Annotated in this window: 14 protein-coding genes; 6 read left to right on the top strand and 8 right to left on the bottom strand. The window is 61.5% G+C overall.

The features are described from left to right. The 3 genes from LQ144_RS21745 to LQ144_RS21735 form a co-directional block, all read right to left on the bottom strand. Positions 1-521, bottom strand: a 521-nt coding sequence (locus LQ144_RS21745; RefSeq protein ID WP_290369802.1) for an NAD(P)-dependent oxidoreductase, incomplete at its 3' end; no start/stop codon positions are given. Positions 522-638: 117 nt separating this feature from the next. Beyond that, positions 639-2,012 carry a cation:dicarboxylase symporter family transporter gene (locus tag LQ144_RS21740; protein ID WP_230121328.1) on the bottom strand — a complete coding sequence of 458 codons (1,374 nt, stop codon included), beginning with the start codon at positions 2,010-2,012 and terminating at the stop codon, positions 639-641. A gap of 93 nt (positions 2,013-2,105) precedes the next feature. Further along, a complete protein-coding gene (locus tag LQ144_RS21735) occupies positions 2,106-3,272 on the bottom strand; it encodes a mandelate racemase/muconate lactonizing enzyme family protein (RefSeq protein ID WP_230121327.1) in 1,167 nt (388 codons plus the stop codon). 223 nt (positions 3,273-3,495) lie between these two features. Here LQ144_RS21735 and LQ144_RS21730 point away from each other — a divergent pair, with 223 nt between their 5' ends. Next, positions 3,496-4,197, top strand: a complete 702-nt coding sequence (locus LQ144_RS21730) for a GntR family transcriptional regulator (RefSeq protein WP_230121326.1) — start codon at positions 3,496-3,498, stop codon at positions 4,195-4,197. 133 nt (positions 4,198-4,330) lie between these two features. Here the strand turns inward: LQ144_RS21730 and LQ144_RS21725 are convergent, their stop codons facing one another. The 3 genes from LQ144_RS21725 to LQ144_RS21715 all read right to left on the bottom strand — a co-directional run bounded on the left by LQ144_RS21725 (position 4,331) and on the right by LQ144_RS21715 (position 7,530). Continuing rightward, positions 4,331-5,791: an MFS transporter gene (locus tag LQ144_RS21725; protein WP_230121325.1), complete on the bottom strand. Its 1,461-nt coding sequence runs from the start codon at positions 5,789-5,791 to the stop codon at positions 4,331-4,333. After that, positions 5,788-6,003, bottom strand: a complete 216-nt coding sequence (locus LQ144_RS21720) for a hypothetical protein (RefSeq protein WP_230121324.1) — start codon at positions 6,001-6,003, stop codon at positions 5,788-5,790. Before LQ144_RS21720 ends, LQ144_RS21725 begins: the two co-directional genes overlap by 4 nt. A 297-nt stretch (positions 6,004-6,300) precedes the next feature. Further along, complete coding sequence (locus LQ144_RS21715; protein WP_230121323.1) at positions 6,301-7,530, bottom strand: MFS transporter; 1,230 nt, start codon at positions 7,528-7,530, stop codon at positions 6,301-6,303. A gap of 325 nt (positions 7,531-7,855) precedes the next feature. On the opposite strand from LQ144_RS21715, the gene LQ144_RS21710 reads away from it, so the two are divergent. Then, entirely contained in the window at positions 7,856-8,176 is a 321-nt protein-coding gene (locus LQ144_RS21710; RefSeq protein ID WP_354962317.1) for a MerR family DNA-binding transcriptional regulator, read from the top strand. Further along, complete coding sequence (locus LQ144_RS21705; protein ID WP_230121329.1) at positions 8,113-8,301, top strand: hypothetical protein; 189 nt, start codon at positions 8,113-8,115, stop codon at positions 8,299-8,301. The genes LQ144_RS21710 and LQ144_RS21705 overlap by 64 nt, the downstream gene beginning before the upstream one ends. Positions 8,302-8,356: 55 nt before the next feature. Here the strand turns inward: LQ144_RS21705 and LQ144_RS21700 are convergent, their stop codons facing one another. Next, the gene (locus LQ144_RS21700) at positions 8,357-8,911 is read right to left on the bottom strand and encodes a VOC family protein (RefSeq protein ID WP_230121321.1); all 555 of its coding nucleotides are present in this window, start codon (positions 8,909-8,911) and stop codon (positions 8,357-8,359) included. A 19-nt stretch (positions 8,912-8,930) separates the two neighbouring features. Continuing rightward, positions 8,931-9,602 (bottom strand): GntR family transcriptional regulator, encoded by a 672-nt coding sequence (locus tag LQ144_RS21695; protein ID WP_230121320.1) that lies wholly within the window; start codon positions 9,600-9,602, stop codon positions 8,931-8,933. 148 nt (positions 9,603-9,750) lie between these two features. Here LQ144_RS21695 and LQ144_RS21690 point away from each other — a divergent pair, with 148 nt between their 5' ends. The 3 genes from LQ144_RS21690 to LQ144_RS21680 form a co-directional block, all read left to right on the top strand. After that, positions 9,751-11,967 carry an alpha-ketoacid dehydrogenase subunit alpha/beta gene (locus tag LQ144_RS21690; RefSeq protein ID WP_230121319.1) on the top strand — a complete coding sequence of 739 codons (2,217 nt, stop codon included), beginning with the start codon at positions 9,751-9,753 and terminating at the stop codon, positions 11,965-11,967. A 26-nt stretch (positions 11,968-11,993) separates the two neighbouring features. Further along, the gene (locus tag LQ144_RS21685) at positions 11,994-13,307 is read left to right on the top strand and encodes a dihydrolipoamide acetyltransferase family protein (RefSeq protein ID WP_230121318.1); all 1,314 of its coding nucleotides are present in this window, start codon (positions 11,994-11,996) and stop codon (positions 13,305-13,307) included. Positions 13,308-13,368: 61 nt separating this feature from the next. After that, positions 13,369-14,888: thiamine pyrophosphate-binding protein (locus LQ144_RS21680; protein WP_230121317.1), on the top strand; the 1,520-nt coding region annotated here is incomplete at its 3' end.

Below are 14,888 nucleotides of genomic sequence, written 5' to 3'. Positions count from 1 at the left end.
GTGCTGACCAGTACTTTCATGCCGAGGGCGGCGCCCAGGTTTGCGGTGGCGCGTCCGCTGGGGCCATAGCCGATGATGCCGAGGGTGGAACCGCGCAGTTCGTTGCCGGCTTCGCGGGGCCAGCCGCCCTTGCGAACGGTAGTGGTGACCTCGCCGAGGTGCCGTGCGGACATGATGATCAGACCGATGGTGAGTTCGGCGACGGAGTGGTGGTTTGTTCCGGGGGCGTTGCAGACCCTGATTCCTTGTGCGGCCGCGGCCTGGATGTCGATGGAGTCGTACCCCACGCCGCTGCGCGCGATGACTTTCAGGGAGGCAGCGCCGGTGAGCATGTCGGCGGTGACCGGTTCGCTGGCGAGGATCGCTCCGGATATGCCTTCGAACAACGAGCGGCGTTCCTCAAGGGTCCGTGGCCACCGGGAGGGCGAGTAGACCGGTTCCAGACCGTGGTCGTGCAGGAGCTGGTCAACGGGATCTCCCGGCTGGAGGTAGTCGGTGGTGATCAGGATGCGGGCGGTCATGGTGCAGGTAGGTTCCTCACGTGATTGCTGGGGATGCGCTGTCATCAGCGGCTGTGGGTTTTAGTTCACGCAGGCAGGGCCGCCGCGGCGTGCGCGGCGGCCCTGACAGATGCGGTGTTAGTGGACGTCTACCTTCTGGGGTTCCACAGTGGTGGCTGCCTTTGACTCGATTTCGTTCTTTTTCTGGCCTGCGGCGTGCAGGGCCTGACGTGCCTGTTCGGGGTCGTAGTCCTTTTCCCATTTGCCGACCACGACGGCTGCCATCACGTTGCCCAGGACGTTGATGAACACCCGGCCTTCGTTCAGGAGCCGGTCGATGCCGACGATGAGGGCCAGAGCGGCCAGTGGGATGCCGCCGACGGAGCTCAAGGTGCTGGCCAGGACGATGAACGCGCCGCCGGCGATTCCAGCGGTGCCCTTGCTCGTGAGCATCATGACGCCGACCATGACGAGCTGCTGTTCCCAGGACAGGTCCATGCCAACGGCCTGGGCCAGGAACACCGAAGCCATGGTCAGGTAGACAGCGGATCCGTCAAGGTTGAAGGAGAACCCGGACGGGATGACAATGCCGACGGTGGATTTGCCGACGCCCATGGCTTCGAGCTTCTTGATCAGTTGCGGGAGTACCGCTTCGCTGGAGCAGGTGCTCAGCGCGATCAGCAGTTCGGCCTTGAAGTACCGCATCACCGTGAAGATGTTCAGTCCGCAGGCCCGGGCGATGGTGCCGAGGACCACCAGGACGTAGAGGATGCAGGTTCCGGTGAACAGCAGGACGAGGTATCCGAGTTGCTGCAGGCTTTGGGTGCCGTAGTTGGCCACCACGGCGGCCAGTGCGCCGAAGGTACCGATGGGAGCCAGCCGCATGACCCAGCTGACGATCTTGAAGATGACCGTGGACAGGGCCTGGATGCCCTTCGTGAGGAACGCGCCGGCTTCTCCGGAGACGTTCATGGCGGCACCGAAAACGATGGAGACCATCAGCGCGGCGATGATGGTGTGGCCGGTCAGGGCCCCGAACAGGGATTCGGGGATGATGTTGTTGACGAACTCAAGGCCGTCGAAGCCCTTATTAGCGGCCGCTGGCACCTTGCTGGCGTCCAGCTTGTCCGGGTCGATGTTCATGCCGTCGCCGGGGCGGAAAACGTTGGCGACGACCAGGCCGATGAGCATCGACACCAGCGACAGGGCGAGGAAGTAGCCCAGTGCCTTCACACCGATGCGGCCGGCTTTGCGCAGGCTGTCCATCGAGGCGATGCCCAGGGACACGACGCAGAACACCACGGGGATCACGATCATCTTCACCAGGGCGATGAACCAGTCGCTAAGCGGGGTGAGCTGTTTGCCGACTTCGGGGAGGAGGAAGCCGACGGCGATGCCCAGGACTGCGCCCAGGACGACTTGGAACCAGAGTTCACGCATCAGCCGGCCGAACCGGGATCGCTGCTTGGGCGGGGCGGAATGTTGCGGGTTCTGCATGGTGTGGGACGACATCTTGGGTGCTCCTTTGCACGACAGACAGAGAAAATTTGAGAGGTGCGATCCCGGGCAGTGACACTGCCCGGGACCGGTGCCCTACCGGATTGGCTAGTTGTGCAGTGCGCGCAGGACCTTGTAGAACTCGGCCTTACCTTCGAGCCCGATGCCCGGCAGATCGCCCGGGGCCACGCGGCTGTTGACGATGACCGCGTCGTCGGTGAAGCCGCCGGTGGGCTGGAACTCCCCCGGGTAGGACTCGTTGCCGCCGAGCTTGAGGGCCGCGGCGATGTGCAGGGAGAACTGGTGTCCGCCGTGCGGGATGCAGCGGCGGGAGGACCAGCCGTGCTGGGCCAGCATGTCCTGGATCCGGCGGTATTCTGTCAGGCCGTAGCTCAGGGCCGGGTCGACCTGGATGAAGTCGCGGTCCGGGCGCATCCCGCCGTAGCGGATCAGGTTGCGGGCGTCCTGGAGGGAGAACAGGTTCTCTCCGGTGGCGATCGGGTTCTTGTAGTGCTCGGAGAGGGTGCCGTTCAGGGCGTAGTCCAGCGGGTCGCCGACTTCCTCATACCAGAACAGCCCGTACTGGTCGATGGCTTTGCCGTATTCCAGCGCGGTCTCGAGGTCGAACTTGCCGTTGACGTCCACCATGAGGCGGGAGCCGTCGCCGTCGAGGACCTCGATCACGGCTTCGATGCGGCGAAGGTCTTCGGCCAGGTCGGCGCCGCCGATCTTCATCTTGACCACGTCGTAGCCCTTGGCCAGGAAGCCGCGCATTTCGTTCTGCAGGTCCTCGAGGCTCTTGCCGGGAGCGTAGTAACCGCCGGCGGCATAGACGAAGACGTCCTTGTCCGGGTTGCCGTCACCGTAGTGATCCGAGATCCACCGGTACAGCGGGACGCCGGCGATCTTCGCTGCGAGGTCGTGCAGGGCCATGTCTGCCACGCCGACAGCGACCGAGCGCTCACCATGGCCGCCGGGCTTCTCGTTGGACATCATCAGGTCCCACGCCTTTTCCGGCGAGAGCTGGCCGTCCTCGTCGAGAAGGTCTTCGGACGGGGCATCCATGATGCGCGGAAGGATGCGGTCCTTCAGGATGCCCGTGGCGTTGTACCGGCCATTGGAGTTGAAGCCATAGCCAACCAGAGGCTTGCCGTCGACGAACACATCGGAGACGAGCGCGATGATCGTGCAGTCCATCTTGGTGAAGTCAATGAAGGCGTTCCGGATCGAGGAACTGATGGGGATGGTGCCGACGTGGGCGGAAACGATTTTCATCTCTGAAACTCTCCTGAGTAGAACTTATTTCTTATAAGACTCGAGCCGAGGTCAACCCGAGGCGCGAGGGACATGTGGCCCTCCGAGCGAATATCTTATAAGACCTGCGATCAAGGTTAGCGGCGAGTGATGGGGCGCACAAGTCTTCCCAAAGAAATTTCTTATAAGATGTTCCAAGGGAGGAAGGTGGCCCCAACATCATTAAGAGATTCGGAGCGTCAGAATGAGCACCACGAACGTCTTTTCCAGTAAGGGCAGTCTGGCGTACAGCGAACTCCGCCAGATGATCCTCTCCGGCAGCCTTGCCCCCGGTTCACGCGTCTCCCAGTACGAACTGGCGGACAAGATGCAGATGAGCATCACTCCCCTGCGTGAAGCAATCCGCCGACTCTCAAGCGAGGGCCTGATCATCATGGATACCCACCGGGACTCCCGCGTGGCGGACGTGAGTGCGTCAGAGGCCCGCGAATTGCTTGAAGTCCGACTCTCGCTGGAGCCGTCAGCGACCGAGCTGGCGGCACACCGCCGGACCGAAGCTGACATCGTCGCCATCCGGACTGCGGCGGAGAAACTACTGCCTGTCACCAGGGTCTGGGGCGAGGACGCCATCGCGGCACACCGCGAATTCCACCGGGCCGTCTACGCCGCCTCCCACAACGCCAGCATGATCAAGCTCCTGGATGACCTTTGGGACAAGTCCGACCGCTACCGCCGCCTCGGCCTGGAACTTCCATCAGGTGATGAACCCCGGACCATCGACCTGAACCAGCACCACCAGATTCTTGAACTTGTAGCCGCCGGCGATGGTCCCGGCGCAGCCGAACTCGCACGGACCCACATCGCCAACAGCCTCACAGCCTCAGTAACCGGAGCCCTGCAGGAACGCGAGAACGTCCAGTCGGTAGCCGTGGAGAAAACCGCCTAGTATCCTGCGCCGACAGATTTCCTCCGGTCGTCACGACGCCGGCCACTGCCGCCGGTATGGACTGCTAATAGATCGACGGAACATCGGCGGCGGTCCGATTCGACAAGTTCACAGATCTATAGAGCCAAGGATTCTAACCATGTGCGGAGGCCGCACCGGCCTCGACCGATGCCTCAACGGTGTTGCTCTTGGCTTCGACCGCGGGCATCGCGATAACGGCGACAACGGTGAGTATGGCACTGACCAGTACGGCCACGAAGACAGCAGTAGTCGCAGACACAATTGTGTGGGGGTCAGAATCGCCGCCGGGGACGCCGGCATATATCGAGTTAGCTACTGCCCCGAAAACGGCGACGCCGATGGAGCTTCCAATCGAACGGGCGAAGAGATTAGTACCCGTGACTACGCCGCGCTCATTCCATTCGACGCTTGACTGGGCGGCAATGAGGATCGGGGTCGCTACCAGCCCCAGTCCCAGTCCGACGACGAAACAACACGCCGCCACAACTGAAACGTTGGGGGAAGAGGCCGTGAGCGTAAGGACGGATGTACCGATGACAGCGACCACGACACCGATGAGTGCCGTCCTCCGATAGCCAATCCGGAAATAGAACCGGCCAGCCTGTGAAGCACTGATCGGCCAGCCGATGGTCAATGCTGCCAGGGCGAGCCCTGCCAGAACCGGGGAGGTCGAGAGGGATCCTAAGAGGAACGTGGGCACGTAGGAAGTAAGACCGAACATGATTGCACCAATGCCGAAAGAAATCATCGACGTCGTGGCCAGCAGACGCCGGGACACTACCCACGGCGGCAGCACCGGCTCTGCTGCCCTCCTCTCGACCAGAACGAACACCGCGAACAGGAGCGCCCCGACTCCAAACACGGAGATGCTGGTGAGGGAGTTCCAAGCCCATGCCAGGCCGCCCTCGAGAGCCCCGAGGATAAGCAGGCTGAGGGAAAGAGTTAGCAGTACCGCCCCTAAATAGTCCACCCGGTGCTTGGCGCGCTCGATACGTTCGTGGAACGCTCGGATCAGCATCCACCCGGCCAAGAGGCAGAGCGGGATGTTTAGAAGGAAGATCCCACGCCAGATGCCGAGCGACGCGAACAAGCCGCCTAAGGTCGGGCCAGTGACTGACGAAATTGCCCACACACTGGCAAGGTAGCCTTGCACCTTAGCCCGTTCAGTCGCCGTGTAGATATCGCCGACTATGGTCATTGCCGTCGGCAGGACTGCTCCGGCACCCAGGCCCTGCAGCACGCGGAACGCAATAAGGGCCGGCATGCTCCACGCCAGTCCGCAAAGGATCGAACCGAGCAGAAAAAGAGCGATACCGCTGAGGATGATCGGTTTACGGCCAACGACGTCCGAGAGTTTCGCGTAGACGGGCACGGAGACAGCCTGCGCCAACAAATAGGCCGAGAAAAGCCATGGAAAAGATGTAAAGCCCCCAACGTCTTGCACGATCGAAGGTACGGCCGTCGCCACAATCGTCGAATCAATTGCCACCAGGCCTGTCGAGACCATTAGGGCAATAAGGATGGGCCCCCGCCGGGACCGAAACCCGACACCGTCGGCAGTCGCTGTCGTCACAACCAGTTCACTTTCTCCATGGTTGTGCCGTACGGTACTTTTTCGCTCAAGCTGACGGTAAAGGTCTCTGGGCTGCTACGCGTCACCAGCATGCCCTGCCTCCGCAGTTTTGCATTTTTTAGCAGCTTGCCAACGGCATTATCTAGCCGATGCTCCAATTCGGAGCGTCGCTGGATTGTCAATGTAATGGAATTTTCGGAACTGTAATCCATTGCCGTCGAATACCTTCCAAGTGATGTGCTCTTCAAACAGAGCACGGCGCTTATGGCAGAACGGACGGCGCGGGGGCATGTGATCCTGGCCGTTCCACAACAAGCGCTGCTTTGCTGGCGGTGCGGGTAGTCCCGCTGAGCCTCGTTCTCAAATAAGGCTAATCGCGGGCCGTACCGGCGGACAGAGGTATCCACGCCAACAACGCCGGAATACGCGTCACGCTGGGCTTGGGCCCAACTCCTGGGCCAGGCTCTGCCCGCTCCTGGCGGGCAGAGCCGGCGACAGCTGACTGACGGTCAGTGAGTGAGGTCTCGCCCCGCCGTTTCCGTCAGGAAGAATACGCACGCTGCTGTGATAAGCCCGGCGATGACGAGGTAGATGGCGACTGACCAGGAAGCCAGAGTTGCTGCATACAGGCCGGTTGCGATCAGGGGGGAGAATCCGCCACCCAGGGTCTGTCCGAGCTGGTAGCCCATCGACGCACCGCTGTAGCGGAACTTGGTGGCGAAGAGCTCACTGATCAAAGAGGCCAGGGGGCCGTAAATCATGCCACTCAGGGTAAGGGAGACGGCCATTGCCACCACGATGAGTACAGGACTCTTGGTGTCGACCATGGCGAACATCGGAAATGCCCAGACCCCGTAAGCAATTCCACCCGTGAGGATGACGGGGCGTCGACCTACCCGGTCGGAGATCGCAGAGCTCACCCAGTCACTGACGCCATAGAAAACATAGCCAATCACCAGAGCAATCAGCCCCAGGCCCGCGCCAACCTTGAGGTCCACAGCGGTGTAGCTCAACAACCACCCCAGCACGACGTAATTGAGGGTGCCAAATCCGAAACTGATTCCCGCGGCTAGGAGAAGTTGCTTGGGGTTGGTCTTAATCACTTCGAGGATGGGTTTACGGGTGGTTTTTCCCTTTACCTCTGCGTCTTTGTATACCGGCGTCTCTTTGAGCCGAAGCCGAATGATAAGGCCAGTCACGACGAGGATAATCGATAGCAGGAACGGGATTCTCCAGCCCCATGCCTCGAAAGTTTCCGGCGGCAGGAGACTCACGGCGAAAAGTACGACTGTCGAAAGCAGGCCGCCGAGCGCTGATGATGCCGGGATGAGCCCTGTGTAGAAGCCCCGCTTTTCCCGGGGGGCCGTCTCACTCACCATCAAAATGGCACCTCCGTATTCCCCACCGAAGGAAAAGCCCTGCACGAAGCGCAGTATGACGAGGAAAATTGGTGCCCAGATTCCGATGGCAGCGTAGGTCGGAAGAACCCCGATGGCCGTGGTCGAAATGCCTGCGATTAGCAGCATCGCGACCAGGACGCGCTTTCGACCATGGAGGTCACCGACATGCCCGGCTACCAGGCTGCCGAGCGGGCGGGCAATAAATCCAACGGCCTGGGTCGTGAACGCCGCAAGCAGGGCGACAGTCGGGTCGAAGCTTGGAAAAAACAGCTTTCCGAAGATTAGCGCGGCCGCCGAGGCGTACAAGGCGAAATCGTATTGCTCCATGATGTTGCCCACAGCGCTTCCGGCGATGGTCCGGCGCAACAACTTCCTCTGCTGCGGCCCAAACTCCGTAGGTGTAGCAGGGGGTAATTCGGTTGTGGCCGTGTGTTGCCCCGGCGTCGGTTCAACTGCCTTTACGACCTGCGACTTCGTTGTCCGCATTGTTCTCCTGAGCGCGTTATGCCAGCGCCAAAGGCGGCTGGGATGCATGGGATGACCGCCCGAATCATGAGTTACGGGTCGGTATGCCGACAGTACTTACGCTCCGGGACTTGCGTCAAGGAAAACTTTCACAAGACTAGTCAAACTTTCATCATGCGAGTGTTGCAGGCTGCGACATATGCTCGGCGTTGTCCCTAGTGTTTACGTCAGGCCGGAAAGACGACAGAGGAGCGCCAGGCGTATCGGAGAATTGGCACAGCGGTCAGGTGTGCCTGCAAGCATGCTCAGGTACTACGAAGAACAGGGGCTGGTGGTGCCGCGTAGGCTCGACAACGGCTACCGCGTCTATGTCAACCATCTCCTGGACCGGGTGCAGAAAGTCCGTGGCCTGATTGATGCTGGGATTCCACCAAGGATTATCAGTGACATCCTGCCGTGCTTGGATCAACCGCAGGAGATTGTGGTGCGGACCCCGACCCGACACTTCGGGAGCTGCTGATCTATGAGCGGGAGCGGATGTCGCAGAAGATCGTCCTCCTCACACCGAACCGCGATGCGATCACGCGTTACATCCAAGCCCCGGACGACGCCGCCACCCGATCCCATCAACTCCGCGCGGGTTAGGACCAGCTGATCTGCGGCACGGGCTCGACCCCCATTGCAGTAGCGCCAGCTCTCCTTAAGGCATCCATAGCCGCAGTGGGGTTTGCGATTCGTACGCTTTTCCTTGTGGAAAGGAAACGAGTTCGAATTGCATCCCCCACGGCGCCAGGAAGTAGATCCAACGCTGGCCCTTGCTGGCGCCTGAACTTGAGGTCGGTTCCCCAAGTACCTGGATCCCCTGCCTCTTGAGGTAGTCGACGGCTACATCGAGATCCTCGACGTAGAAGGCGAGGTGATGCCCCCCAATGTCGCTGTTGCGGGGCTGTTCCCGCCGTTGATCAGGGGAGGAATAGTTGAAGACTTCAAAATTCGCCCCGTTAAAGCAACGGTAGAAGCGTATCTCCGCCAGTGTCGCCTCCGGGTGGACGTTAAGCTTAGTCCGCATCAACTCGGGATCCTGCGGGTACGGCCCGAGCGAGTAGACATGCTGGCACCCTATGACGTTGACGAAGAATTCGTGAGCCTGCTCCATGTCGGGCACTGTGAACCCGATGTGGTCCGTTCCACGGATACCCGGCAGTCCGCGCCGTTCCTTAAGGGCAATGTCTTGCTGTTCGGCGTCCTGGTTCATGTTTCTCCAGCAACTATTTCTAGCGATCGAATATTTCAGGGTGATCAAGCAGGGCCATGCGGGTTTTGCGGACATGCATGGCCAGCAATTCCTCCGCAGAGCGGATGTCACGACGGCGGATGGCCGCCACAAGGAGCCTATGCTCCAAATGCGTGTCGTCGAGCCCCTCGGGACCGATCAGCTGCACGTACGCGCGCCGGTAATGCTGGGTAGTGTTCCAGAGCCTCTCGACCATCTCCAGCAAGGTCGGCATGCCCGCATCTTGAAAGCTCAACAGGTGGAATTCACGGTCCAGTTCGACGAAGTCCTCGACCACCTGGCAGTTCTCCATCTCGCTGGCCAACTGAGTGAGCCGATCCAAGGTTTCACTGCCGACGCTGTCGATGGCCTGGCCCAGCGCGAGCGGCTCAAGCCGTTCGCGGATCAGATACGTCTCTTGGCACTCAGCGAGGTTCATGGAACTAACCCAGGCCCCAGATGAGGCGACCAACGTGACAAGCCCGTGCGATTCAAGGATGCGCAACGCCTCACGAATCGGAAGTCTGCTCACGCCGAACTCTTCCGCGATCTGCTCCTGGCGGATCCTCGTGCCGGGCGCCAGGTCTCCGTCGAGAATCCTCTGACTTAGTTCGTCTGCGATGCGCTGGCTTGCAGCGCCCGACTTCTTCAACAGCATAGCTTCCATTGCCATGCGTACAGCATACGGACTCGCCACGAATGGATCCATTCACAGAACTATGGCGTGCAATACCGGGTAGTTTTGCTTGTATTGGATCCATTCGGAGTCCTATGGTGGGACGAACGCATAAGCGATGCACGTACGCCCTTGGGAGCCAAAGATGTCAACCACTACGCCCTTGACCTACTCGACAGAGTGCACGGAGCTGCACACAACCCGCGAAGACTGGGACGCAGCAGCTCCCGAGTTGCTCGAATCCATGCTGGTGCAGATGCACACCATCCGGATTTTTGAGGAAGTCGTCCTGCAACTGGCAGCAGAGGGCCTGGTACACGGCCCCGCCCACTCCAGCATTGGCCAGGAGGGAGCAGCAGTGGGATCCGTTTTGGCGCTGCAGGGAGCCGACGGCGTCAACGGCACCCACCGCGGCCATCACCAATTCCTGGCAAAGGGTCTTGCCTATCTGTCCTCGAACGGTATGTCGATCATCGACGGGATAAAAAACGACCAGGTCACGGAATTCATCCGACGGACGATGTCCGAGATTTTGGGCCTCAAGGCCGGCTTCAGCGGCGGCAGGGGCGGCTCAATGCACCTGCAGTGGCTTGAGGCCGGAGCTTTGGGGACAAACGCGATCGTGGGTGGCGGAGTGCCGCTTGCCGCGGGCAACGCCTGGGCCCAGCGCCATGACGCAGAAATCCAGGGAGACGGCGGGCAGGCAGGCGGTATGGGGGTCACGGTGACCTATTTCGGTGACGGCGCCTCGAACATCGGGTCAACGCTGGAGACCATGAATCTGGCTGCTGCCTGGCGTCTGCCGCTGTGCTTCTACATCGAAAACAATCTCTACGCTGTCTCGACCCATGTTGCCGACGTTACCGGTGAACCTCGGCTGGCCGCTCGTGGCCCGGGCTTCGGAATCAGGTCCTGGCGCGTGGACGGCATGGATCCCCTGGCGGTTTACCTCGCCCAGAAGGCAGCAGTGGAGCACATGCGCGCCGGCGAGGGAGCAACCCTCATCGAGGCCGAAACCTACCGCTATTTCCACCAGAACGGTCCCTTCCCCGGCAGCGCCTTCGGCTACCGGACCAAGGAGGAGGAGAAGCAATGGCGTGACCGCGACCCTTTGGCCAAACTGGCGGCAGAGATGACCCGGCGCGGCCTCCTCACGGACGAACAACTGAACGATCTCACCTCGCACATCACCGAGCAAATCACCCGGATTGTGGACGAAATCACGGAGAAGGACCCGGAGAGCGCCAAAGGGGCCCGCCGGATCCGCCCCATTCTTTGGCCGGATCCCGCTGCCGTGGATACGGACATCAGGAGCGAACCGGCATTGACCGGCACAGCACCTGACCAACAAACCGAAGACGGCACGGTGGAACGCCGCTTCGTGGATGCCATTGCAGATGTACTCGGGCGCCGGATGGACATGGACCCGGGCGTGCTGGTCCTCGGCGAAGACGTGCACCGGCTCAAAGGCGGCACCAACGGGGCTACGCGCGGGCTGAAAGATGCTTATCCAGACCGGGTCCTGGGCACTCCGATCAGCGAAAACGCCTTCGCGGGCCTGGCGGGCGGCCTGTCCATGACAGGACGATACAAGCCAGTGGTGGAGTTCATGTACTCGGACTTCCTCTGGGTGGCCGCTGACCAGATTTTCAACCAGATCGGCAAGGCCCGGCACATGTTCGGTGGCCAGTCCTCAATGCCTGTGGTGCTCCGGTCCAAGGTGGCAATGGGAGCCGGCTATGGCTCGCAGCATTCCATGGATCCGGCGGGGATCTTTGCCAACAATCCGGGTTGGCGCATCGTAGCGCCGTCAACACCGCAGGACTACATCGGGCTGATGAACACAGCCTTGGAACTCCAGGACCCGGTGCTTGTTCTTGAGCACGTAGACCTCTACGGGACCAAAGGAGACATACCCGCGGAGAATCTCGACTACCAGTTGCCGGTGGGCAAGGCTGCCGTGCGGCGGGTGGGCGAAGGCGTCACTGTCCTGAGCTACCTGAACATGGTGGATGTCTCGCTTCAGGCCGCCGAGCGGCGCCTTGATCTCGATCCCGAAATCATCGACCTGCGGTGGCTCGACCGGGCATCCCTGGACTGGGAAACCATCGGGGCTTCAATACAGAAAACCAACAACGTGCTGATCGTCGAACAGGGTGCCCGCGGTACTTCATATGGCGGCTGGCTCTCTGACGAGATCCAGCGCAGATTCTTCGATTACCTCGACCAGCCCATCCAACGCGTTACGGGCAAGGAAGCCGCGCCGAGCATCTCGAAAGTCCTTGAGGCTGCAGCCAACGCCGATCTCAACGACGTCCTTGCCGGCTTCGACGAAATAGCCCGCAATCTCGGCCTTTCCTGAACCGGATCCATCGAAGGACATTCATCATGGCAACCATCATCACCATGCCGGCCGTCGTCGCAGACGCCACCGAGGCAGCTCTACAGGACTGGCTCGTAAAAATCGGCGACACCATTGCAGCCGGTCAACCTATCGCCGAAATTGAAACTGAGAAGGCCACCGTTGAACTGCAGGCTGAGTTTCCCGGAACTGTCGGGAGACTGCTGATCCGGCCGGGAACCTCCGTGGGTGTCGGTGAGCCCATTGCCGTGCTCGTCGAAGCCGGAGAGGACGAGGCGTCCATCGACAAGCAGATTGCCTCCGCCGGCGGTGCTTCGCACAGCCTTGCAGAGCATCCCGTGCCCGAGGACAGTGAAGCACCAACAACCAGGCGTGATACACGACTTGCGGCTCCGGACGCGAGCCAGGAGCCGTCCCGCAACGCTCAGGGACGGGACTCGCGGATATTCGGGTCACCCTTGGCGCGAAAGCTCGCTAAAGAACTTGGCCTCGACCTTTCATCCTTAACGGGCTCGGGACCCAACAGCAGGATCCTTCGCCGGGACGTCGAAGCCGCCCGCACGCAGCACGCAGCAAGTCAGGAACGCGTCTCCAAGGCGGAAGAACTCCTCGCCGCTGCCCCAACAGCTTCGTCCCAGACTGCCGCCGTGCAAAACTTCCAGGACGAACCGCTCTCCGGCATGCGCAAGGCCATCGCCAGGCGGCTGACCGAGTCCAAGACAACCGTTCCCCATTTCTATGTCTCCATCGACGTCGAAATGGACGCCCTCCTGGCTTTACGCAAGCAAATTAACCAGGACTCGCTCCCTGCAGGCCTGAAGGCAACAGTCAATGACCTCGTCCTCAAAGCCCTGGGAGGAGCACTTGTGGACGTGCCCGCCGCAAATGCTTCCTGGCAAGGAGACGCCATCCGCCGCTATTCCACGGTGGATGTCTCCGTGGCCATCGCCACCACGGACGGCCTGCTGACACCGGTGGTCCGCGGCCTGGAAAACCTCTCCCTCAGCTCCCTGGGCAGGACCATGGGCGACTACAAAGAACGCGCGGCCGCCGGCCGGATCCGGCAACAGGAACTCGACGGCGGGTCCTTCAGCCTCACGAACCTGGGAATGTACGGGACACGGGAGTTCTCCGCCATCCTCAACCCGCCCCAGGCAGGGATCCTGGCCGTCGGGGCGGCCGAGCAGCGGCCGCTGGTGCGCGACGGCCAGTTGGCAGTTGCCACGGTCATGAGCTGCACCCTCTCCGCAGACCACCGGGTCATCGACGGCGCAGTAGCAGCACAATTGCTGGCCGCTTTCAAAGCGCGCATCGAGAACCCGCTCAGCATTCTCCTGTAACCGCGTCCCCCACTGAATCCTGTTGCGCAACGACGCGGCATCCAGCGAAAAGGTTTTATCCATGACTCAAGTAACAGCCGAGCAAGACGAGCTGCCAGGGGATCTGCTGCCGATATCCCGCAAGTCCGCCGGGCACGTCATCGTTGATACGCTCGCCGCCCACGGCATCAAACGGGCCCATGTAGTGCCGGGTGAGAGCTTCCTTGACGTCCTTGACGGACTTCACGGCTCGTCCATAGAAACCATCGTGTGCCGCCACGAGGGTGGGGCCACGTACATGGCCGAGGCTGACGGCAAGATGAAGCAGCTGCCCGGCATTGCGATGGTCACCCGAGGTCCTGGCGCCGCCAATGCCCACGTAGGACTTCACACCGCGTGGCAGGACTCCACCCCCATGGTGCTGTTCGTGGGGTTGATTCCCTTCGCCCACCGGGACCGCGAGGCCTTCCAGGAGTTCGACATCAAGGCCTGGTTCGACACCGGCGCCAAGCGGGTGATGGTCCTGGATCACGCCTCACGTGCCTCCGAAATTGTCGCGGAAGCCCTGTTCGCGGCGATGAGCGGACGGCCCGGTCCCGTCGTTGTTGGCCTGCCCGAAGACGTCATCCGCCAGCAGATCCCCGCCGCACTACATCCTCCCATCCCGGTCGCCACGGGTGGGATGACCACTGTGGACGCGGCCGCGCTGGCCGATGCCCTGGCCGCATCCAGCAAGCCGCTGTTTGTCACCGGCGGAAACGACTGGACCCAGGAAGCAGCCGACCAACTCACACGCTGGCTGGAAAAGCACCACATCCCTGCCGCAGCCGAATGGCGCACCGAAGGCACCATCCCCTTCGATTCGCCCTCCTATGTAGGTCCCATTGGTTATGGGCGGCCCCGCCCCACCTACGACCTGCTGGAAGAAACCGATCTGCTGATCTTTGTGGGCACGGTTCCGGGGGATGTTATTACCGACGGATTCCTATGCCGCCAGGACTGGACAAAGAAGAACTTCCTCGTCACCATCGACCCGTCCCTCCGCGGCCGCTCCGGACCCGTCTCGTACCAAATCCTCGCAAAGCCGGACGTCTTTATCCGCGACCTGGCCAAGATCGACCTTCCTGTCAAAGACGAATGGACGGCCTGGACGTCGAAGATGCGCGCCGAGCAGGTTGCCTTCGCCGCACTGCCGTCGGCGACGCCGTCGCCTGGTCCGGCACGGATGGACACGCTGATGGCCAACCTTGTCCCGACCCTCCCGCATGACGCCATGGTCACCCTTGGCGCCGGCGAGCACACCAACTGGGCCCACCGCTACTTCCCCACCCAGCGTTATGCCTCGATGATCAGTGCCCGGAACGGCTCCATGGGCTACTCCGTCCCCTCCGCTATCGCCGCATCACTGGAATACCCGGGCAGGCGGGTGGTGACCATTGCCGGTGACGGGGAATTCCTCATGAACGGCCAGGAACTGGCCACCGCGGCCCAGTACGGCGCCACTCCCCTGGTCATCGTGATGGACAACCAGGAATACGGCACTATCCGGACCCACCAGGAACGGCACTACCCCCAGCGGGTCTCCGGCACTCAATTGAAGAA

Origin of the sequence: Arthrobacter sp. Bi83 (assembly GCF_918698095.1) — a bacterium.
Classification (GTDB): domain Bacteria; phylum Actinomycetota; class Actinomycetes; order Actinomycetales; family Micrococcaceae; genus Arthrobacter.
The sequence above is the reverse complement of the archived record's forward strand: the minus strand, read 5'-3'. Positions and strand labels throughout refer to the sequence as shown.